The 18,945-nt window shown below is 64.7% G+C and carries 16 protein-coding genes; 11 read left to right on the top strand and 5 right to left on the bottom strand.

Annotated features, from left to right (window positions below):
* Window positions 1-209: 209 nt before the first annotated feature.
* The 3 genes from ACVILH_RS32390 (at window position 210) to ACVILH_RS32380 (ending at window position 4,640) form a co-directional block, all read left to right on the top strand.
* Entirely contained in the window at window positions 210-1,271 is a 1,062-nt protein-coding gene (locus tag ACVILH_RS32390) for a YihY/virulence factor BrkB family protein (RefSeq protein ID WP_456717139.1), read from the top strand.
* Window positions 1,272-1,432: 161 nt separating this feature from the next.
* Window positions 1,433-2,953, top strand: coding sequence for an ATPase domain-containing protein (locus ACVILH_RS32385; RefSeq protein WP_456716525.1), 1,521 nt, complete (start codon window positions 1,433-1,435; stop codon window positions 2,951-2,953).
* Window positions 2,943-4,640, top strand: a complete 1,698-nt coding sequence (locus tag ACVILH_RS32380; RefSeq protein ID WP_456716524.1) for a response regulator — start codon at window positions 2,943-2,945, stop codon at window positions 4,638-4,640. The genes ACVILH_RS32385 and ACVILH_RS32380 overlap by 11 nt, the downstream gene beginning before the upstream one ends.
* Before the next feature lie 31 nt (window positions 4,641-4,671).
* Here the strand turns inward: ACVILH_RS32380 and ACVILH_RS32375 are convergent, their stop codons facing one another.
* Window positions 4,672-6,072, bottom strand: coding sequence for an amidase (locus tag ACVILH_RS32375; protein ID WP_456716523.1), 1,401 nt, complete (start codon window positions 6,070-6,072; stop codon window positions 4,672-4,674).
* A 233-nt stretch (window positions 6,073-6,305) separates the two neighbouring features.
* Between ACVILH_RS32375 and ACVILH_RS32370 the strand changes: the two genes are divergently transcribed.
* From ACVILH_RS32370 to ACVILH_RS32355, 4 genes are all read left to right on the top strand, one after another.
* Window positions 6,306-8,318 carry a PAS domain-containing protein gene (locus ACVILH_RS32370; RefSeq protein ID WP_456716522.1) on the top strand — a complete coding sequence of 671 codons (2,013 nt, stop codon included), beginning with the start codon at window positions 6,306-6,308 and terminating at the stop codon, window positions 8,316-8,318.
* Window positions 8,319-8,427: 109 nt separating this feature from the next.
* On the top strand, window positions 8,428-8,898 hold the full coding sequence (locus tag ACVILH_RS32365) for a DoxX family protein (RefSeq protein WP_456716521.1): 471 nt from the start codon (window positions 8,428-8,430) through the stop codon (window positions 8,896-8,898).
* Window positions 8,899-9,032: 134 nt separating this feature from the next.
* Entirely contained in the window at window positions 9,033-9,788 is a 756-nt protein-coding gene (locus ACVILH_RS32360; protein ID WP_456716520.1) for a ZIP family metal transporter, read from the top strand.
* 100 nt (window positions 9,789-9,888) lie between these two features.
* A complete protein-coding gene (locus ACVILH_RS32355) occupies window positions 9,889-10,845 on the top strand; it encodes a mechanosensitive ion channel family protein (RefSeq protein ID WP_456716519.1) in 957 nt (318 codons plus the stop codon).
* 443 nt (window positions 10,846-11,288) lie between these two features.
* Here ACVILH_RS32355 and epsC read toward each other — a convergent pair whose 3' ends face one another.
* On the bottom strand, window positions 11,289-12,059 hold the full coding sequence (gene epsC / locus ACVILH_RS32350) for a serine O-acetyltransferase EpsC (RefSeq protein WP_456716518.1): 771 nt from the start codon (window positions 12,057-12,059) through the stop codon (window positions 11,289-11,291).
* A gap of 94 nt (window positions 12,060-12,153) precedes the next feature.
* Between epsC and ACVILH_RS32345 the strand changes: the two genes are divergently transcribed.
* Window positions 12,154-12,711, top strand: coding sequence for an ATP-binding protein (locus tag ACVILH_RS32345; RefSeq protein WP_456716517.1), 558 nt, complete (start codon window positions 12,154-12,156; stop codon window positions 12,709-12,711).
* Between the two features lie 43 nt (window positions 12,712-12,754).
* On the opposite strand, the gene ACVILH_RS32340 is transcribed toward ACVILH_RS32345, so the two are convergent.
* Entirely contained in the window at window positions 12,755-13,525 is a 771-nt protein-coding gene (locus tag ACVILH_RS32340; protein ID WP_456716516.1) for an SDR family NAD(P)-dependent oxidoreductase, read from the bottom strand.
* Between the two features lie 124 nt (window positions 13,526-13,649).
* Entirely contained in the window at window positions 13,650-13,910 is a 261-nt protein-coding gene (locus ACVILH_RS32335; RefSeq protein WP_456716515.1) for a hypothetical protein, read from the bottom strand.
* Window positions 13,911-14,682: 772 nt separating this feature from the next.
* Between ACVILH_RS32335 and ACVILH_RS32330 the strand changes: the two genes are divergently transcribed.
* Entirely contained in the window at window positions 14,683-15,117 is a 435-nt protein-coding gene (locus ACVILH_RS32330; RefSeq protein WP_456716514.1) for a GNAT family N-acetyltransferase, read from the top strand.
* A 291-nt stretch (window positions 15,118-15,408) separates the two neighbouring features.
* On the opposite strand, the gene ACVILH_RS32325 is transcribed toward ACVILH_RS32330, so the two are convergent.
* Entirely contained in the window at window positions 15,409-16,536 is a 1,128-nt protein-coding gene (locus tag ACVILH_RS32325) for a DMT family transporter (RefSeq protein ID WP_456716513.1), read from the bottom strand.
* 299 nt (window positions 16,537-16,835) lie between these two features.
* Between ACVILH_RS32325 and ACVILH_RS32320 the strand changes: the two genes are divergently transcribed.
* Window positions 16,836-18,131, top strand: a complete 1,296-nt coding sequence (locus ACVILH_RS32320; protein ID WP_456716512.1) for an argininosuccinate synthase-related protein — start codon at window positions 16,836-16,838, stop codon at window positions 18,129-18,131.
* 11 nt (window positions 18,132-18,142) lie between these two features.
* Window positions 18,143-18,865 carry a 2OG-Fe dioxygenase family protein gene (locus tag ACVILH_RS32315; protein WP_456716511.1) on the top strand — a complete coding sequence of 241 codons (723 nt, stop codon included), beginning with the start codon at window positions 18,143-18,145 and terminating at the stop codon, window positions 18,863-18,865.
* Window positions 18,866-18,945: the final 80 nt, after the last annotated feature.

Below are 18,945 nucleotides of genomic sequence, written 5' to 3'. Positions count from 1 at the left end.
ATTTGCGGCTTCGATCTTATGAGAAGACGATGTCGCGCGCAGGTGGTATCGGGCTGCGTCGCCGGATGATCGGCTCGGAGATGGCCGGAACATTCGTAGACTCCTCATGTTGCTTCACCCGTCAACAGCGGATGCTTGCCATGTTCGGTCGGTCCAGGAAGTCGGATGCTGCACGTCGGGAGACGGCATCCTTGTTCGGTGCAGGACGGGTGCGCGGCCCAGGCACTGGAGGCATGCTGGCGCTGCTGGGGCTGGCCTTCCTGATCCAATATTTCGATCACCGGTCCGAGCAGGCCGGGCGCGGCGGTCGTGCGCGCGGCGCTGCCGATGACGGGCGTGGCAGGCTGGCCTCCTCGCCCTCCGAGATCCCCGCGCGGGGCTGGAAGGATGTGCTGGTCCGCGTCTATGAGAACGTCACCGAGCATCGGATCGTCGCGCTCGCCGCGGGCATGACGTTCTACACGCTGCTGGCGATCTTTCCCGCGCTCGCAGCCCTTGTCGCGATCTATGGACTGTTCTCAGACCCCGCCAAGATCACCGGCCATCTGGAGCAGCTGCAAGGCCTGATGCCGGGCGGCGCCATCGACATCGCGCGTGACCAGCTCACGCGCGTCTCGGCGAAGGGCAGCCAGGCCCTGGGCGTGACCTTCCTGGTCAGCCTCGCGATCTCGCTGTGGAGCGCTAACGCGGCGATGAAGTCGCTGTTCGATACGTTGAATATCGTCTATCGCGAGCCGGAGGGCCGCGGCTTCATCAAGCTCAATGCGATTTCGCTGCTGTTCACGGGAGGGGCAATCTTGTTTGCCCTTCTCGCCATCGGCGCCATCGTCGTCGTCCCGGTCATCCTGCAATATGTCGGCCTGTCGGATGCGGCCGATCTCCTGCTGCGCATCGGCCGCTGGCCCGCGATCTTCATCTGTGTCTCGCTCGGCCTGGCGCTGATCTATCGCTATGGTCCGGATCGCGAGGAGCCGAAATGGCGCTGGATCAGCTGGGGCAGCGCGCTCGCCGCGGCGCTGTGGCTCGGCGGCTCGGCACTGTTCTCCTGGTATGCGGCGAATTTTGGCAGCTTCAACGCCACCTATGGCTCGCTCGGCGCGGCCATCGGCTTCATGACCTGGATCTGGATCTCGGCGATCGTCATCCTGATCGGCGCGGAGCTCGATGCCGAGCTGGAGCATCAGACGCTGCGCGACACCACCACCGGCCATGAGAGGCCGCTCGGCACGCGCGGCGCCACCATGGCCGACACCGTCGGTCGTTCGACCTGACGGCGCCGCAGGAAACTCCTCGCTCGGAGAGTTCAGACTTGGGTTCCTGGGAACCCAAGGCGGTTCGACCGTGTTCCTCCATTCGTTGGACTGTGCCGGGCTGCAGGGCCGCGGCCCGGCCGACCATTGCCGTTGCGTCCATACTCAAGAGGGAGCTTTGAATGACGGAGGAGCTTGCTGGCGGCGCGCGTCAGCGCGAGGGTCTCTCCCGCATTTCCACCGGAAGCGACGGCCTCGATGACATTCTCGGCGGCGGCCTGGATGCCAACCGGCTGTATCTCTATGAAGGACGGCCCGGCACCGGAAAGACCACGATCGCGCTCCAGTTCCTTCTCAAGGGCAAGAGCCTCGGCGAGCGGGTGCTCTACATCACGCTGTCCGAGACCAAGCGGGAGCTGGAGGTCGTCGCCGAGCGCCACGGCTGGTCGCTGGCGGGCGTCGATGTGTTCGAGCTGGTGCCGCCGGAGACGACGCTCGATCCCGAGCGCGAGCTGACGGTGTTCCATCCGGCCGAGGTGGAGCTCAGCGAGACCACCGGCCTGATGTTCAAGGAGGTCGAGCGGATCGATCCGACCCGGGTCGTGATCGACAGCCTGTCGGAGCTAAGGCTGCTGGCGCAAAGCCCGCTGCGTTATCGCCGCCAGGTGCTGGCGCTGAAGCACTTCTTCGCCAAGCGCAACTGCACCGTCGTGCTGCTCGACGACCTCTCGTCGTCGCAGGACGATCTGCAACTGCATTCGGTGGCCCATGGCGTCGTCATGCTGGAGCAACTGGCCATCGACTATGGCGCCGAACGTCGACGGCTGCGCGTCATCAAGATGCGCGGCATCGCGTTTCGCGGCGGCTTTCACGATTTCACCATTGCCGAGGGCGGCTTGCGGATCTTCCCGCGCCTGGTTGCCTCGGAGCATCACCGCTCCTTCCAGGGCGAGGTTCTCTCCAGCGGCAATGCCGAGCTCGACCAGCTCCTGGGCGGCGGACTGGAGCGCGGCACCAATGCGTTGCTGATCGGGGCCGCCGGCGTCGGCAAGTCGTCGGTCGCGCTGAGCTATGTGATTGCGGCTGCGCAGCGTGGCGAGCACGCCGTCTTCTTCGCCTTCGACGAGGGCCGGGGCACGGTCGAGGCGAGGGCGCGAACGCTCGGCCTGCCGTTGCAGCAGCACCTCGACTCCGGCCTGATCCGCTTTCAGCAGGTCGATCCCGCCGAGCTGTCGCCCGGCGAGTTCGGCGCAATCGTTCGCCGCAGCGTCGAGCGCCACAATGCCCGGGTCATCGTCATCGACAGTCTGAACGGCTATCTCAATGCGATGCCCGACGAGCGCTTTCTCATCCTGCAGATGCACGAGCTCTTGAGCTATCTCGGCCAGCAGGGCGTGCTGACCATCCTCGTGCTCGCCCAGCATGGTCTCGTCGGCCCGATGGATACGCCGCTGGACATCAGCTATCTCAGCGACGCCGTGCTGATGCTGCGCTATTTCGAGGTCGCGGGAACCGTGCGCCGCGCGCTATCGGTGGTGAAGAAGCGGAGCGGTCCGCACGAGCACACCATTCGGGAGTTTCGCCTTGGCAGCGACGGCATCACCCTCGGACCGCCGCTCACCGATTTCAGCGGGATCTTCCTGGGCAATCCGCGCTTTTCAGGCGCCGTCCTTCCAGACATAGGACTGCGCGATGAGCGCTGAGGGCGATCAGCGTGTGCTCGTGTTCGCGCCGATCGGGCGCGACGGCCCTGCGTCCGCCGAGCTGCTTCGCAATGCGCGGCTCGAGACGTCGGTCTGCTCCTCCTTGTCCGACCTCGTCACTCAGTTGAGCGCAGGCGTCGGCGCCGTCGTGATCGCCGAGGAGGGGCTGTTCGCCAGGGATCCCGCGCCGTTGACGGACTGGGTCGCACGGCAGCCCGCCTGGTCCGACCTGCCTTTCATCGTGCTCACCAGCCACAGGGAGCATCCGGCGGTCGTCGCCTGGCGACGCGATCTCGTGGCCTCGCTGCGCAACGTTTCGCTGCTCGAGCGGCCGATCCAGCCGATCACGCTGCTCAGCGCGGTGCAATCGGCGATGCGGGCGCGGCGTCGTCAGTATGAGATCCGCGCGCTGATCCACGCGCGCGAGCAGGCCGCCCAGGAGCTGGAGCGGCTGGTGGTGGAGCGGACGCGCGCGCTCGCCGAATCCAACGAGCATCTGCGGGTCGAGATGGCCGAGCGCGCGCAGGTCGAGGAGACGCTGCGGCAGGCGCAGAAGATCGAGGCGATCGGCCGGCTGACCGGCGGCGTCGCGCACGACTTCAACAATCTGCTGATGGTGATCTCCGGTGGCCTCGACATGCTCGACCGCCAGACGGATCCAGCGAGGCGGCGGCGCCTGATGGACGGCATGATCCAGGCGGCGCAGCGCGGCGCCAGCCTGACGCGGCAACTGCTCGCATTCTCACGCCGGCAGGAGCTGCGGCCCGAGCCGGTCGACATCGCCCGCCAGATCGGCGGCATGCGCGAGCTGCTCGACCGCAGCCTGCGCGGCGACGTCCACGTGCAGTTCGAATTTCCCGACGGGCTCTGGCCAGTCGAGGTCGATCCCGGCGAGCTCGAGCTCGTGGTGCTCAACCTCGCCGTCAATGCGCGCGACGCCATGCCGACCGGCGGCTGCATCCTGGTGCGCGGCGAGAATCTTGCGGACTGGCGCGATGACGAGATCGCGGGCGATTTCGTCCGCCTGTCGGTGATCGACAGCGGGGTCGGCATGTCAGACGACGTTCGGCTGCGCGTGTTCGAGCCGTTCTTCACCACCAAGGATATCGGCAAGGGCTCCGGTCTCGGCCTCGCCCAGGTCTATGGATTCTCCAAGCAGTCGCGCGGCACGGTGCGGATCGAGTCGCAGCTCGGGCGGGGGACCACGATCGCGTTGTATCTGCCGAGATCCGAGCGCGCCGCATCGACGTCTCAGCGCCATCTCGTCGACTTCCATCACGCCCGCGCTCGGCACCGCGATCAGGGGCGAATTCTTCTGGTCGAGGACGACGCGGAGGTCGCCGCGCTGGTGAGCGAGATGCTGCGCCAGCTCGGCTATGAGGTGACGCATGCCGCGAGCGCTGCGGCCGCGCTCGGCGCGCTGGCCGACGGACGCGCAGTCGATCTCGTCTTCTCCGATGTCATGATGCCCGGCGGCATGAACGGCGTCGAGCTGGCGCGCGAGATCCAGAAGCGGCGCGGTGATATGCCGATTCTTCTGACCAGCGGCTATTCGGGGACCGCCGTTCACGCCGCTCAGGAGGCGGGCGTGCGCATCCTGTCCAAGCCCTACGGCGTCGATGAGCTCGCCGCCGCCATCGACGCCGCCAAGACGGAAAGCGTTCCGTCCCGCGCGCGGAGCTCTTGAGCGTACCGATCAAGAGCTCCGCGGAGTTTGCTCAGGACAGCGAGGGTGCTGCCTCCGCGGCGGCGTGCTCGATCACCGCTGCGGCATCGAGCACGAGGTCCTCGCGGAAGCGCGGTCCCACGATCTGCACGCCGATCGGAATGCCATCATGGACGCCGGTCGGCACGCTGATCGACGGCAGGCCGAGATAGGCGGTCGCGAACAGGAAGACGTGCGAGCGATACAGCCGGTCGACGCTGGCATCGCTCTCGAGATCCACGCCATAGGGCAGGGCCGTCTCCATCGCGACCGGGCACAGCACCAGCGGATGGTCCTGCATGAACGCCTGCCAGCGCCGCAGATAGGTCGCGCGCGCCGACGACGCCTTGATCAGGCCGGGCACGTCGAGCTCCGGCGTGCGGTTCATCATCAGCGCGAAGGCGCGCCGTGCCAGCGCATCGCCATGCTGCTCGACCTGCGCCGCCAGCGTCGCGCGCGATTCGCCTTGCGCGAAATCATTCCACCCCTTTGCCGCCGCGGCAACATCCGGCGGATCGCGCCAGCTCACCTCATAGCCTCCGCGATGCAGAATCTCCGCGGCCTTGCGCACGGCGGCCTCGACCTCCGGCGCGATGCCGACGCCGGCGGGATCGAGACAGACGGCGACGCCGGGATGATCGAGGCGCGGCCCCTCCAGCGGCATCGCGACGTGCCAGGGATCGCGCGGATCGGGCGCGGCCATGGCCGCGAGCGCCAGCCTTGCATCCTCGACATTGCGCGTGATCGCGCCCTGCACCGAGATCAGCTGCAGCGACAATTGCCGCTCCGATGGCGCCGTGCCGTTGAACGCCGGGACGCGTCCGAAGGACGGGCGCAGGCCGACCGTGCCGGTGCAATAAGCGGGATAGCGGATCGAGCCGCCGCCATCATTGCCATGCGCGATCGCGCACATGCCGGTGGCCGCGGCCACCGCCGCGCCGCCGCTGGAGCCGCCCGGCGTGCGATCGGGCCGCCACGGATTGAGCGTGCGGCCATGCAGCTCATTGTCGGTGAACCAACGCATCGAGAACGCCGGCGTGTTGGTGCGGCCGATGATCACGGCGCCGGCCTTGCGCAGATTGGCGACGACGGGGGCGTCGTCCTTGGCGATGTTGTCCTTGAAGGCGACAACGCCGTTGGTGGTCGGCAAGCCCTTTTGGTCGACATTGATCTTGGTCGTCACCGGCACGCCGTGCAGCGGCCCGAGCGTGGTGCCGGCGGCCACCATGCGGTCGGCCAGATCGGCTGCGGCCAGCGCCTCCTCGGCCTGCACCGAGACCACGGCGTTGAGCTCGGGATTGACCGCCGCGATGCGGTCGAGACAGGCCGTGACCGCCTCGCGGCTGGTGATCGTCTTGTTGCGGATGGCGGAAGCGAGTTGCGTGGCCGACCAGCGCCACAGCGGGGTATCCATGCGTAACGAACCTTTGCAATCAAAGCCAATGGCCGGGCGCGCCGCGATGCTACGCAGACCGCGCGTCACGCCCGAACGAGAGCCACCATAGGCGAATTGGCCGCGAGGGCCAAAATTCTTGTTCCGGTCCGGGAACTTTGCCCCGATGCCGCCGTTGCGTCGATATGTCCGCTCCCGCCTGCACGCGTTGGTGCGCGATGAGGTGGCACTGTCGCTGCCGGCCAGGGGGATGGATGATCAGTCGCGAGTTCGGGCGTACATTCTGGCGCAATCAAACCTCCGTCGACTACGCGCTTCCGGACCTCGCTGCCGGCCATCTCGAGGACCATGATTTCCGGCTGCTCGCGGACGGCATTCCCACGCTGTGCTGGATCGCCAATGGCGACGGCTACATCGTCTGGTACAATCGCCGCTGGCACGAATACTGCGGCAGCACGCCTGCGCAGATGGAAGGTTGGGGCTGGCAATCGGTGCATGACCCCGCGCAGCTTCCCTCGGTGATGGAGCGCTGGCAGGCCTCGATCTTAACCGGCGAGCCGTTCGAGATGACGTTTCCGCTGCGCGGGGCCGACGGCATCTTTCGGCCGTTCCTGACCCGCATCCAGCCGATGCGCGATGCGTCGGGCCGCATCCGGCGCTGGTTTGGCGTGAACACCGAAGTGTCCGCGCAAATGCAGGCCGAGCAGGCGCTGCGCGACAGTGAGACCCAGGCCCGTGCCGACGCCGAGCGCGTCCAGCTCGCGCTCGCGGCCGGCGCCATCATCGGCACGTGGGTCTGGGACATCCCCGCCAACCGCTTCACCATCGACGACAATTTCGCCGTCAATTTCGGTCTCGATCCGGAGCTCGGACGCGAAGGCCTGAGCCTTGAGCAGGTCACCATGACCGTGCACCCGGACGACCAGGCGGGGCTCGCGGCGGCGATCCGGGACGCCCTGGCGCGCGGCGGCGACTACGCGCATCAATATCGCGTCCGCCGCCGTGACGGTCGCTATCACTGGATCGAGGCCAACGGCCGCGTCGAGCTGCGCGACGGCCAGCCGCTGCGCTTCCCCGGCGTCCTTCTCGATGTCAATGCGCGTCACGCCGCCGAGGCGTCGCTGCGTGAGGCCGAGGAGCGGCTGCGCCTCGCAACCCAAGTCGCGGAGATCGGGTTCTGGGACTACGATCCCGCGACCGACGTGCTGATCTGGCCGCCGCTCGTCAGGGCAATGTTCGGCGTCGCCGATGACGTGCCGGTCACGATCGCCGACTTCTATGAAGGCCTGCATCCCGACGATCGCGAGCCGACGACCGCAGCCTTTGCAGCCGCTGCCGATCCCGTCCGCCGCGCGCTCTATGACGTCGAGTTTCGCACCATCGGCAGGAACGATGGCGCAATCCGCTGGCTCGCCGCCAAGGGCCGCGGCCTGTTCGATCAGGCCGGCCATTGCGTGCGCCTGATCGGCACCGCCATCGACATCACCGCACGCAAGGAGGCCGAAGCGCGCCTGCGCGATCTCAATGACAGCCTGGAGGTCGCCAATGAGGAGATCAAGCGCTACGCCCATGTCGTGAGCCATGATCTGCGCGCGCCGCTGGTCAACATCATGGGTTTTGCCCAGGAGCTGCAAAGCCAGCGCGACGAGATGTTCGACGCCGGCCGCCTGCCCAAGACCGATCCGCAGCGCCAGCAGGCCGAGCGCGACTTCGACGAGTCGCTGTCCTTCATCCGCGCGGCGACGCAGAAGATGGACGGGCTGATCAACGCCATCCTCAAAGTCTCGCGCCATGGCCAGCAGCCGCTGCATCCCGAGCCGCTCGACATGGAGGCGCTGGTGAAGAAGCTCGCCGATTCCATCCGCCATCAGACCGAGACGGCCGGCGCCGTGATCACGATCCAGCCGTTGCCCCGCCTGGTGGCCGATCCGCTCGCGGCCGGCCAGATCTTCGGCAATCTGCTCGACAACGCGGTCAAATATCTCGAGCCCGGGCGTCCGGGCCGCATCACGATCTCGGGCGAGGCGCGCAGCCGCGAGGTGGTGTTTCGCGTCGCCGATAATGGAAGGGGCATCCGGCCCGAGGACCAGGCGCGGGTGTTCGAGCTGTTTCAGCGCGTCGGCAAGCGCGACCAGCCGGGCGACGGCATCGGGCTTGCGCATGTGAAATCGCTGGTCGGGCGCATGCACGGCAGCATCTCGCTCACCTCCGAGGCCGGCGTTGGCACGACGTTTACCGTAACCTTGCCGCGCGCAGCGGCCAACTAAGCGCGTCTGCAAATCAGTCCTGCGTGGAACGCGGGACGATTTTGATTTGCCGCAACGGCAGCGGCTCTCCTTTCCGGAACATTGCCGTCAACGGAAAGGAGATCGAGTCATGTGGCTCAGCAAGGACGACTTCCGCATCAAGGCGGACAATTTTGATTTATCGAATGGCCAGAACATTCTTCGCATCATCTGCGGATTGTTTCTGTTTCCGCACGTTGCCGGAAAATTCGCCGCCGGCACAGTGTCTGCTGCAACTGCCGGCTTCTTCGCCAAGGCCGGCTTCCACCCGCCGGAGGTCTGGGTTGTGATCGCTGCCGCCTCCGAAAGCGCCGCCGGAATCGCGCTGGTGCTCGGCATCTGCACCCGCTTCGCCGCCCTCGGCGCCACCGCGCTGCTGCTGTTCGCCGTCTACGCGCTGCAGGTCGTGAAGGGCTTTGGCTGGACCTGGAACACCGGGGGCTATGAGTATCCAGTGTTCTGGGCGATCACCTCCTTCGTGGTCGCGCTGGAGGCCTGGAAGGCGCATCTCGCCCAGGCCAAGCCGCGCGTCAGCGCCATGCCCGCAAGCGCCGCGGCCTGATCGCGCCGACAGCTCAGACAATCAGAGCCGCCCTCGTGCGGCTCTCGTGTTTTCGGGTCGAGCGGCTTCCTCGGAACGCCTCGCGGTGCGCGCCGTTCTCCTCGCGTCATCTGCGTGCATCCGAGGCGGAATCCATGCCGGTCTGGTTGTCCGCGGGCCTGTGGGGCCTGCTCGGCGCATCCTCGCTGCTCGTCGGCGCGGCGCTCGCTTACATCGTCAAGCTGCCGCGCTGGGCGACCGCAGGCATCATGTCGTTCGGTTGCGGTGTGCTGATCTCGGCCGTCGCCTACGACCTGCTCGAGGACGGCTTTCAGGAAGGCGGCATCTGGCCGATCGTCGGCGGCGCGATCACAGGCTCGATCGCCTATGCGCTGGCCGATTGGCTGGTGTCGCGCAACGGCGCGCATCATCGCAAGCAGTCCGGAGAGGGCGAGCAGCAGAGCGCGGCGCAAGGCGGCGGCCTCGTGATCGCGATCGGCTCGCTGCTCGACGGCATTCCCGAAAGCATCGTGCTCGGCCTCGGTCTGCTCGCCGGCCAGGGCGTCAGCCTCGCGATGCTCGCGGCGATCTTCCTGTCGAACCTGCCCGAGGGGCTGTCGAGCGCGCTCGGCATGAAGGCCGCGGGGCGCAGCAGGAGCTACATCTTCGGCCTGTGGGCTGCGATCGTCGTGCTCTCTGCGCTCGCCTCCGCGATCGGCGCCGCGGCCTTCGGCGGCGCGCCGCCACAACTCGTCGCCGCGGTCAACGCCGTCGCCGCAGGCGCGCTGCTGACGATGGTGGTGAACACCATGATCCCCGAGGCCGTGAAAGGCGACCGGAATCTCACCGGCAGCCTCGTCGTGCTCGGATTGCTGGTCGCGTTCTCGCTGTCGAACCTCGGCGCATCCTGAGCCGTTCCGGGGCCGACCGCCGTATCGCGTTGGAACGCCGGCCTGCGAGCGGATTTTGTGTTCGCCGAGTGTCATTGCGTGAGGAACGGACCGGAACGACATGGATCTGCTTGGCGTGCCGCTGATCGGCCTCAATGCCGAGAACGGCAAGAAGCTCATTCTGACCGTGGTACTGGTGTTCGCCGCACTGCTGCTGCGCCGCGCAGCCACGCTTGTGATCTCGCTCTTCCTGCAGCGCCACCATGAGCGCGCCGCGTTCTGGAGCCATCAGGCGACGAGTCTTGCGATTGCCGTTCTGCTGATCCTCAGCGTGCTGTCGGTGTGGTTCGATGATCCGGCGCGGCTGACCACGGCGGCGGGTCTGATCACCGCGGGCCTTGCGTTCGCGCTGCAGAAGGTGATCACCTCGATTGCCGGCTATCTCGTGATCCTGCGCGGGCGCACCTTCTCGGTCGGCGACCGCATCACCATGGGCGGCGTGCGCGGTGACGTCATCGCGCTCGGCTTCATCCAGACCACCATCATGGAGATGGGCGAGCCGCCGGACGTGCAATCGGCCGAGCCCGCGGTGTGGGTGCGCAGCCGCCAGTTCACCGGGCGCATCGTCACCGTCACCAACGACAAGATCTTCGACGAGCCGATCTACAACTACACGCGCGACTTTCCCTTCATCTGGGAGGAGATCCGCATTCCGATCGGCTACAAGGCCGATCGCGCCAAGGCCGAAGCGATCCTGCTCGCGGCGGCCGAGAGGCATGCGGCGACGCAGGCGCGGCTCGGCGCGGAGGCTCTGGCGCAGATGCATGCGCGCTATTTCGTCCGCAGCGCCGAGGTCGATCCCGTCGTCTTCATCCGCCTCACCGACAATTGGATCGAGCTGACCTTGCGCTTCCTGGCCGATGCCTTGTCGGTCCGCCGCCTGAAGGACGCCATCAGCCGCGAGATCCTGGCCGAGCTCCAGGCCAACCGGATCGAGATCGCCTCGTCGACCTTCGAGATCGTGGGGGTTCCGCCGGTGCGGATCGTGCGAGGCGGCTCCGACAGCATGCAAACGTGAAGGGCGGCGAAGGGACTCGCGCTGAGCGATCAGCGCTTATCGGCCGGGTTCCATCCAGTTCAGAATTCCGCAGGCGGTGCATCTGAACATGCGCTCCGCGTCTCCCGTGCGCGGGTTCAGGATGCTCAGCAGAGGCCCCGCGGGCTGACCGCAGCTCCGGCATGGGGGCGGATCGGTCCGATTGCCGCTGAGACGGCTATTGTTGGTCTTCGACACGTCTGACATCACGATCCCACAACTCACGAGATCAATCGTCGGATCAGTTCATCCGCGCAATTCGGTATAATACGGTGCCGATTGCGCCAAAGGTCTGACGCTGCCTCGCGGAACCGACCAAGTGTAAGGTGGACGGCCGCAACCTCCGTCATCCGCTCACGGCCGCCCAGGGCGGACGAGCACCGGGATCTGTCGCGCGGATCGCTTTCATCGGCGCCGCCGGGAGCTTAGATCCCGGGTGCAAGCGTCTGCGGGCAGTTCGTCAGTCGCGCCGGCGTGCCGACGGCGGTGCAGCCGGCCGGCACATCACGGGTGACCAGCGCGTCGGCGCCGATCTTGGCGGAGTCGCCGATCGCGACGTCGCCCAGGATCGTCGCGCCCGAGGAGATCAGCACCCCCCGGCCGATCCGCGGCGCGCGGCCGGGCAGCGCATCCTGCCGTCCGATCGTGACGTTCTGCAGGATGGTGACGTCATCGCCGACATCCGCATACGCACCGATGACGATGCCGGTGGCATGGTCGAGGAAAACAGCGGCTCCAAGCCGGGCCGAGGGATGGATGCTCACCTGGAGAGATGTGGAGGACTCCGCCTGCAGCAGCAGCGCCAGATCGGGCCTGTCGTTCGTCCACAGCCAATGCGAGACGCGATAGGCCTGCAGCGCGACATATCCCTTGTAGTTCAGCAGCGGCGGCAGCAATGCCGTGGTGGCGGGATCGCGCTCCGCGATCGCGCGAAGATCATCCGCCGCGGCGTCGATCAGCGCCGGCGCAGCATGCTGCGCGTCACGCGCGATGCGGGCGAGACGCGTCCGCTCGGCATCATGCCTGGCCAGCCGTGCGCCGATCTGGTGCGCGATCATGCTGCCGAGATCGGGATGGTCGAGGATTGCTGCCGACACGGCCCGGCCGAACACGGGATCGGCAGCCGCGCTCGACCGGGCTTCGCGCAGGATCGACTGCCAAAGCGAGCGGCTGAGCGCGTTCGGGAGGGCGACCATGATCAGGCTCCTCGGTTGCCGACCAACGAGCGAGCACGGTAACATGGACGCAGCTTCATCAAAATCCCGGCTGGCCACGACCGGCCGTTAAGCGGTGATCGCCTTGCCCCGTCGCATTCACATCACCGGCGCCTCCGGCTCCGGGACCACCACGCTCGGCCGCCGCGTTGCGTCAGTGCTCGCCATCCCGCATCACGACACGGACGACTACTTCTGGAAGCCCACCGATCCGCCCTATGTCGAGATGCGGCCGGCGTCCGAGCGGCTGCGGCTGATGGCCGAGATGTTCGTGCCGCGTCCCGGATGGGTGCTGAGCGGATCCTTGGCGGGCTGGGGTGATCCGCTGATCTCCCAGTTCGACCTCGTCATCTTCATCACCATCGCCAAGGAGCTCCGGCTGCAGCGCGTCCGGGCTCGCGAAGCCACGCGCTACGGTGCTGCCGCCGTTGCACCCGGCGGCGCACGCCATCGCGACACCGAAGACTTCGTCGCCTGGGCCGCCGCTTACGACGAGGGCGACAGCGTCAGCCGCACGCGGGCGAAGCACGAGACGTGGCTGGCCACGCTGCCATGTCCTGTGCTGCGCCTCGACGGCGAACGTCCGATCGAGGAGCTTGCTGAGCGGGTGGTGACGGCGGCATCGCAACTTTGACCGCAGTTTGGCGGGTCGGAGACGAAGGAGGAAACCTCCGATCTTAGCGCCCGCGCTCGGCTCCGCCATTCACCTGAATGATCTGCGCCGTGACATGCGCGGCTTCCGCCGAGGCGAGCCAGCCGATCGTCGCCGCGATGTCGGCGGGCGTGCCTGCGCGCCCATTCATTGTCTCGTCGATCCTCGCTTTCAACTGCGCCTCGCTCACCGCCGCGCCGAAGAATTCCGTGTCGGCGACGTAGCCGGGCGCGACGACGTTTACCGTGATGCCGCGCGGTCCAAGCAGCTTGGCAAGGTCGGCGGAGTAGGGGTGCAGGGCGGCCTTGGATGCGCCGTAAGACCCTTCGCCCGATCCGCGATAGGCCGCGATCGAGCTGACGAAGATGATCCGGCCGCCCGGCGCACGCAGGCGCGGAACGAGCGCTTCGGTGAGCAGCACGGCCGTGAGCGTATTGACACGAAGATTGTCGATCCAGCGCCGCGCCACGCCCGCCAGACCGTCCTCATAGGTGCCGGCGGGGGCGCGCCGCGCCACATGGCCGCCAGCGGCATTCACGAGCACGTCGACGGCTGCGAACCGCTGCTCCAGCGTCGTTCGCACGGCTTCGACCTCGCCCACATCGGCGAGGTCGGCGGTGATCGCCAGCGGCGCCGGCGCCTCCGGCTGCTCCGCGGCCATCGACGCGGCTGCGGCTTCGAGCACGCCTGCGCGGCGGCCAATGATCACGATTTGAGCCCCGCGCCTCGCAAAGCTTCGCGCCGTCGCAAGCCCGATCCCCGTGCCGCCCCCGCTGATCACGACCACTTGCGTCATGGATCAACTCCATAAATCGCGGCGTGCTCTCGTCTGACAGCGCCTGTCGCAGAGCGGCAACCTCGCTGATGCATTTTCGCATCTCCGATGAGGGACGATAGACTTGCCGGCGACGTCCTAGCGATCACGCCTTGTCCGGCGCCAGTTGCCACAAGGTCGCGTAGTTCATGATCGGGCGTTCAAAGACGGCGCCGGCCGCGGCGAACTTCTGCCCAAGTTCGATCATCGGTCGGAACGTGTCCATCTGCTTGGCGGCGGCAAGATCGGTCCAGACGCTAACATTGCTCAATGACGACGTCGCCTCATCGGCGCCGGCATAATAGGCGAGCAGCCCGCTCATCGCTTCGATCCCCGGCCGCAAGATCGGATCGGCCTCGATCATCATGGCCCGCAAGGTCGCGAACTTGTCGGGTGAGCATCGCAGGATGGAGACGCGAACGACCGGCAATGACATGGTCAGTTTTCCTCATCGCAGAGAGACGCCAGAGCGGAGCCCCATCAAGGCAGCGAAGCCGGTGATCGCCTCTGGCGGACGCTACGGTACGTCATCAAGACCGTATCCGACCCAGCGTCGTTTTGCTATCCGTCGGCCACTCTAGGCGTGCGATCTCCGGCAGGCGTTCGACTGCTTCAAGCCCTTCTCCTGCCGCAACCGGCAGACTGTCAGAAACACCTCGTGCTGTGCGACCCTGCACGCGCGGAGATCCGCGAAATAGTTGTGCTGAACCAGGGTCTCGCAGATGCGCCGGCTCCGCCAATCGGTGGCCTCGGCCGCGGTCGAAGCGAGCATTGCGCCCATCAGGGCCAAAAGCATGATCAATCGCATGTCAAGGACACTTCCATGCCAGCCGCTTTAGCTCTGATTTGATGATCTCTACCGCAGGATGTGATAAATCAGCATAGAGCGGCGTCCAGACTTTGGTCAAGCGACGCTCCATTGTCTTGCCGTCCGAATGGATCAACATCACAGTCCGGAGGTCGCGCCCTCACTCGCCGCCCATTTCCAATTGTCCGGCAAGAAGCCGTGAGCAAAGGGCCGGACAATGAGCGCGACGGCGGTAATCCTCCGACGCTTCTCCTTCGTGAGACCGCATTGGAGAACATCGAGGAGCGGCCCCGCGCCCATGCTCATAAACGTGTTACATCCGGGAGAGGGCATGAGAACGATTGTCGAAATCCAAGCGTCAGACCCACTGATGCCGGAGGTCTATGCGTTACGCCACAGTGTGTTTGTGGTCGAACAGGGAGTTCCGGAACATATGGAAATCGACGTTCACGATGAGACCGCCCTGCATCTTGCAACTGTCTGCAATGGCCGCGTCATCGCGACCTTGCGCATGCTGGCCAATGGCGCCACCGCAAAGATCGGCCGAATGGCGGTGGCGGCATCAGCGCGGAAGCAGGGGCTCGGACGGGAGTTGATGCAGTTCGCTGCGGCTGTCGCACGTCAACGCGGCGTCGAGGAAATCGTCCTCAGCGCACAGCTTTCGGCATGCGAATTCTACCGGCGGCTCGGGTATGATGAGGAAGGGGCGTCGTTCGAAGACGCCGGCCTGCCGCACGTCGTGATGCGCAAGCGCCTGAGCCGGTGAGGCTCACGTTGCGATCGTCGCGATGATAAAGGCTGCGCTGCCCCAAGTTGCCACAAGGTCGCGTAGTTCATGATTGGGCGTTCGTCAGGACGAGCTGCCTCTCGACCGCGGCGCATTCCCGTCAGCGGCTTCTGAGCGAAGGGCTCGGGGATGGCATTCTTCTCCGCCGCCGCGGTCTGCGTTGCCTTCAAGACTGTCGCAAAATGACGTGGTGCAGGCTGCCACGCATCCGACAGTAGCGCGGTGGCGGCTCTAACGACGTTCTTGCGCTATACGCGGACCAGGCTCGCGTCATGATTGCGAGATTGGATCCTTCGAGGGTCTCAAGGCGATCGGCACCACATGCATGCCGACGCCCGCGAGAACGATAGCGGCGGACATCAGGACGCGTGCATTCAGGTGCTCTCCCAGTAGGAGCGCAGCCAGCGCAACGCCGAATACGGGGATCAAGAGTGCGACAGGGGAGGTGGACGCTAGCCCAATCGACGCAATGGCTCGTGCCCACAATATCTGTGCCACGACGAATGATGCAATCGCGACATAGGCGACGGCCAGCCAGCCAACGAGCGGCGCTCGCGTCAGCGCCTCTGCGACCTGCGGGGCCTCCGGCAGCATCAACGTGCGGGCGGCCCACACGGCAGGGAGACAGATCAACGCGCTCGCGCTCTGCAAACGGATAACTCGCTCAGACGTTTGCTTCAAGGTCATGTTCGCCACGGCCCAGCCCGCGGCCGATAGCAAGCATACGAAGCTCGCAACCATCGGCGCCTGTCTTCCGCCGGCAGCCAGCACGCCGACAAGACCAGCTATGCCCATCACGCTTCCCAAAATGGTGGTCGCGCGCACCTTTTCGCCCAAGAACAGGAAGCCAAGAGCCAGAGAGATGAAGACCTGGAATTGGAGCAGCAACGCTGCGAGCCCGGGTGACAAGCCCAGCTGAATTGCAAAGGTGGAGAGCAGGTACTGTCCGATGCCAGAGCCGATCGTGTACGTGATCAGCGTACGCGCAGACACGTCGGGCCAGCCGACAAAAGGAACCAGCGCGGCAATGAGAGCAAAGCGCAATGTCGTCAACAGATATGGATCGAAGTAGTCAAGAGCGATTCGTACGGCAACAAAATTGCCTCCAAAAAGAACGGCTGCACAGAATGCGGCAATGTAAGCATTACGCTTGAGCATCACGCGCGCACGGTCCGACAGAAAACATGGACGAGCATAGTTACCGCCATACTCGCGATGAGATCTCTGCTCATTGCGCACAATATCGTGAACCGTCGGCTTATCATCGAGATGTTGAAATGGTTCACTATTGCAACCCGTTCCTATTTCCGTCCGGTCTATAGACCAGTTTGTGTCGATAGCAACTAATATGTCTGCAGTGTGTCCTGCGTGCAGCGTATTGCTGAGTTTGTCACGCATGTCGGGTGTTACGATTAATTATTTCAATTCGATTCCCTTCGTCGTTTTTTTTGATGAGGTGCGCTTGCGTTAAGGTGCACCCTAAAGTAGATGATCGCGGCGCTCGCGGATTGGCCGATGAGAGCCCTACAACTCGATATGGAGCGACGCCTAAGGATCCTGCGGCGGTCTTCTTGGCGTTGTCTCGCGCACTCATGGCATCATCTCACCAGAGGCTATCGGAGGTGAAGGAGAATGCGTGCCTAGGGAGCTTCGCAGGACTCGATCAGCGAATTTAGAATCTAGATGGAAATCCCGATATGCGGCAGCGGCACACCGGGGCAAGACGAAAGACGATCGATATGGCAATTCGAAAGATACGATGCTTCGACGATCTGCGCTCCATTCCAGACAAGGCAGCACCAATCGTAACCTTGTTTAGTGGCGGTCTCGACAGCTCGTATCTACTGTCCTTCATGTTTGAGGCGGGATTCACCAATGTGACTGCGCTTTGTGTCGATCTCGGCGAGGGAGTCGAGGTCGAGACGCTAGAGAGGACTGCCAAGCGATTTGGTGCGGAGCTTCTGATCCAAGACGGTAGAGTCGAGTTTGCGGATCGGTACGTGAAACCTGCACTTAAAGCGCACGCGAAATATCTCGATATATTTCCTGTGAGCTCGTCGCTTGCGCGTCCCTTGATCGCGCAGCGTGCGGTCAGCGCAGCGCTTGAACGCGACGCGGTGGCCGTGTTGCACACGGCCAACCAGTCGCAAAACAGCTTGCGCCGTCTGAATACGGCCATTGCGGCCGAACCCTATTCGGGGCTCTTTGGCAGTCCTTACGAATACAGTGCTCTGTCGCGCGAAGACAAGGCGAGGTCGTTGGCGCGTTACGGCCTCGCCTATTACACCGGTCGAAAGTTAAGCGGCGATGCGAACATCTGGTGCAGGGAGTTCGAGTCGGGGCCGTTGGACAATCCCGAGAACTTCAAGTTGCCCGAAGAAGCATTCACGTGGTCGCGACGTCGAGACGGCCTCGCGCCGTGCTCGATCACTCTCGGTATTGAGCAAGGCGAGCTTGTCGAGATCGACGGGCAATCGGTGGCTTTTGCCGATGCAATCGCTCGGCTCAATGAGCTCGTCGGATCCTACGGCTTCGGCCGGTTTCTCGGACTGGAGCACCTCGACGAAGGTGAAAAGGTTCTTGAAGTGCGCGAAGCGCCGGCGGCGTTCATCTTGATGAAGGCGCTTCGGCATCTCGAAACTGCAACTTTGTCTGCGAACTCCATTGTTCTGAAACAGGCCCTTGAGAGGAGCTGGACGCTCGAAGCCGTGGAAGGGCGATGGAAGTCGGACGTAAAACTGGCGGCGGAAGCAGGTATCGTGTCGCTCGCGAAACGTGTAACCGGCGCCGTTCGCTTCGATGTCGATTATCAGTCCTGCCTGCCGAGCTCAATTCGCGCTGAAAAGCCCCTGTACATTACGGACCGCGACGCTTGGGAAATCGACAAGGCCCGGGAACGTGGTACGCGCTCCCGCGCCGACTTCTTGCGGAACTATTCAGACGTTTCTCTCGAACTCAACAACCGTCCTTCTGTCGTGGAAAGTGTCGCCTGATGTTGGCTGCTATGAACACCAAAACCGCTGCCTCTCCGCTTATTGATGCATTGGTAGGGGCGGGTTACTGGACGGGCCAAGGCCCAACGAACTTCAAAGATTGGGACTTTTACGACCCGCAGAGCTGGCACGAATTCGCCGGATGTTGGGATGATCTCCTGCTCGACGAGTATATGCGCGACGGTGGCACATACCGCTTTCGCCGGTACAGCCAGCTTCGCTATGATGGGAATAGCGGGGAAATGACTCTGCTCCCCCACGCCCCCTACGAACAGTCTGCGATGATAAATAAGCTGAATGGAGGCTTCTTGCGGTACTTCGAACCGATCGAGGATCGGTTCCTGAAGAACGCCTTCTTCCAGGGGCTGATGCGTTGGCTGGGGAGCAGCTATAGTGCGGCTTCTGGTCACAGAGCTTGGAACATCAAGCTGCATCCCTACCGTATTGTCGCAACCGAGGGCGCTGGGGAGCCTAGCCCCGAGGGGCTGCATCGCGACGGCGTCGACTACATTTGCTCATTCTTAGTGCGGAAATGTAACGTCGATGGTGGTGTAACAACCGTGACTGACGCCGAGGAGAAAGAGCTGACCCGGGTCACGCTTGAGATGCCCGGCGACATCGTGATCGGCGATGACAATGCCACCAAGCATGGGGTGAGCCCGATCCAGATCATCAACAAGAAGAAATCCGTCGCCTACCGTGATGTGTTGGTCGTCGCGTTTACGAAAGACTGACCTTTGACGCTGTCGAGGGCAACCGTTGTCTATCGCGCTCGGTTGTCCTCGTCTTCTTTCATCGTGGTCTGGCTCCGGCC

The organism is Bradyrhizobium sp. USDA 4353 (assembly GCF_054063215.1).
This window is presented reverse-complemented; position numbering and strand designations above follow the sequence as displayed.

What these genes read in the sequence shown, in the direction of transcription:
- ACVILH_RS32315 (WP_456716511.1), top strand. Translation starts at nt 18,143, where the DNA reads ATGAACACCAAAACCGCTGCCTCTCCGCTTATTGATGCATTGGTAGGG.
- ACVILH_RS32370 (WP_456716522.1), top strand. Translation starts at nt 6,306, where the DNA reads ATGATCAGTCGCGAGTTCGGGCGTACATTCTGGCGCAATCAAACCTCC.
- ACVILH_RS32360 (WP_456716520.1), top strand. Translation starts at nt 9,033, where the DNA reads ATGCCGGTCTGGTTGTCCGCGGGCCTGTGGGGCCTGCTCGGCGCATCC.
- ACVILH_RS32375 (WP_456716523.1), bottom strand. Translation starts at nt 6,072, where the DNA reads ATGGATACCCCGCTGTGGCGCTGGTCGGCCACGCAACTCGCTTCCGCC.
- ACVILH_RS32340 (WP_456716516.1), bottom strand. Translation starts at nt 13,525, where the DNA reads ATGACGCAAGTGGTCGTGATCAGCGGGGGCGGCACGGGGATCGGGCTT.
- ACVILH_RS32365 (WP_456716521.1), top strand. Translation starts at nt 8,428, where the DNA reads ATGTGGCTCAGCAAGGACGACTTCCGCATCAAGGCGGACAATTTTGAT.
- ACVILH_RS32355 (WP_456716519.1), top strand. Translation starts at nt 9,889, where the DNA reads ATGGATCTGCTTGGCGTGCCGCTGATCGGCCTCAATGCCGAGAACGGC.
- ACVILH_RS32335 (WP_456716515.1), bottom strand. Translation starts at nt 13,910, where the DNA reads ATGATGATCGAGGCCGATCCGATCTTGCGGCCGGGGATCGAAGCGATG.
- epsC (WP_456716518.1), bottom strand. Translation starts at nt 12,059, where the DNA reads ATGGTCGCCCTCCCGAACGCGCTCAGCCGCTCGCTTTGGCAGTCGATC.
- ACVILH_RS32320 (WP_456716512.1), top strand. Translation starts at nt 16,836, where the DNA reads ATGCGGCAGCGGCACACCGGGGCAAGACGAAAGACGATCGATATGGCA.
- ACVILH_RS32330 (WP_456716514.1), top strand. Translation starts at nt 14,683, where the DNA reads ATGAGAACGATTGTCGAAATCCAAGCGTCAGACCCACTGATGCCGGAG.
- ACVILH_RS32385 (WP_456716525.1), top strand. Translation starts at nt 1,433, where the DNA reads ATGACGGAGGAGCTTGCTGGCGGCGCGCGTCAGCGCGAGGGTCTCTCC.
- ACVILH_RS32325 (WP_456716513.1), bottom strand. Translation starts at nt 16,536, where the DNA reads ATGCGTGACAAACTCAGCAATACGCTGCACGCAGGACACACTGCAGAC.
- ACVILH_RS32380 (WP_456716524.1), top strand. Translation starts at nt 2,943, where the DNA reads ATGAGCGCTGAGGGCGATCAGCGTGTGCTCGTGTTCGCGCCGATCGGG.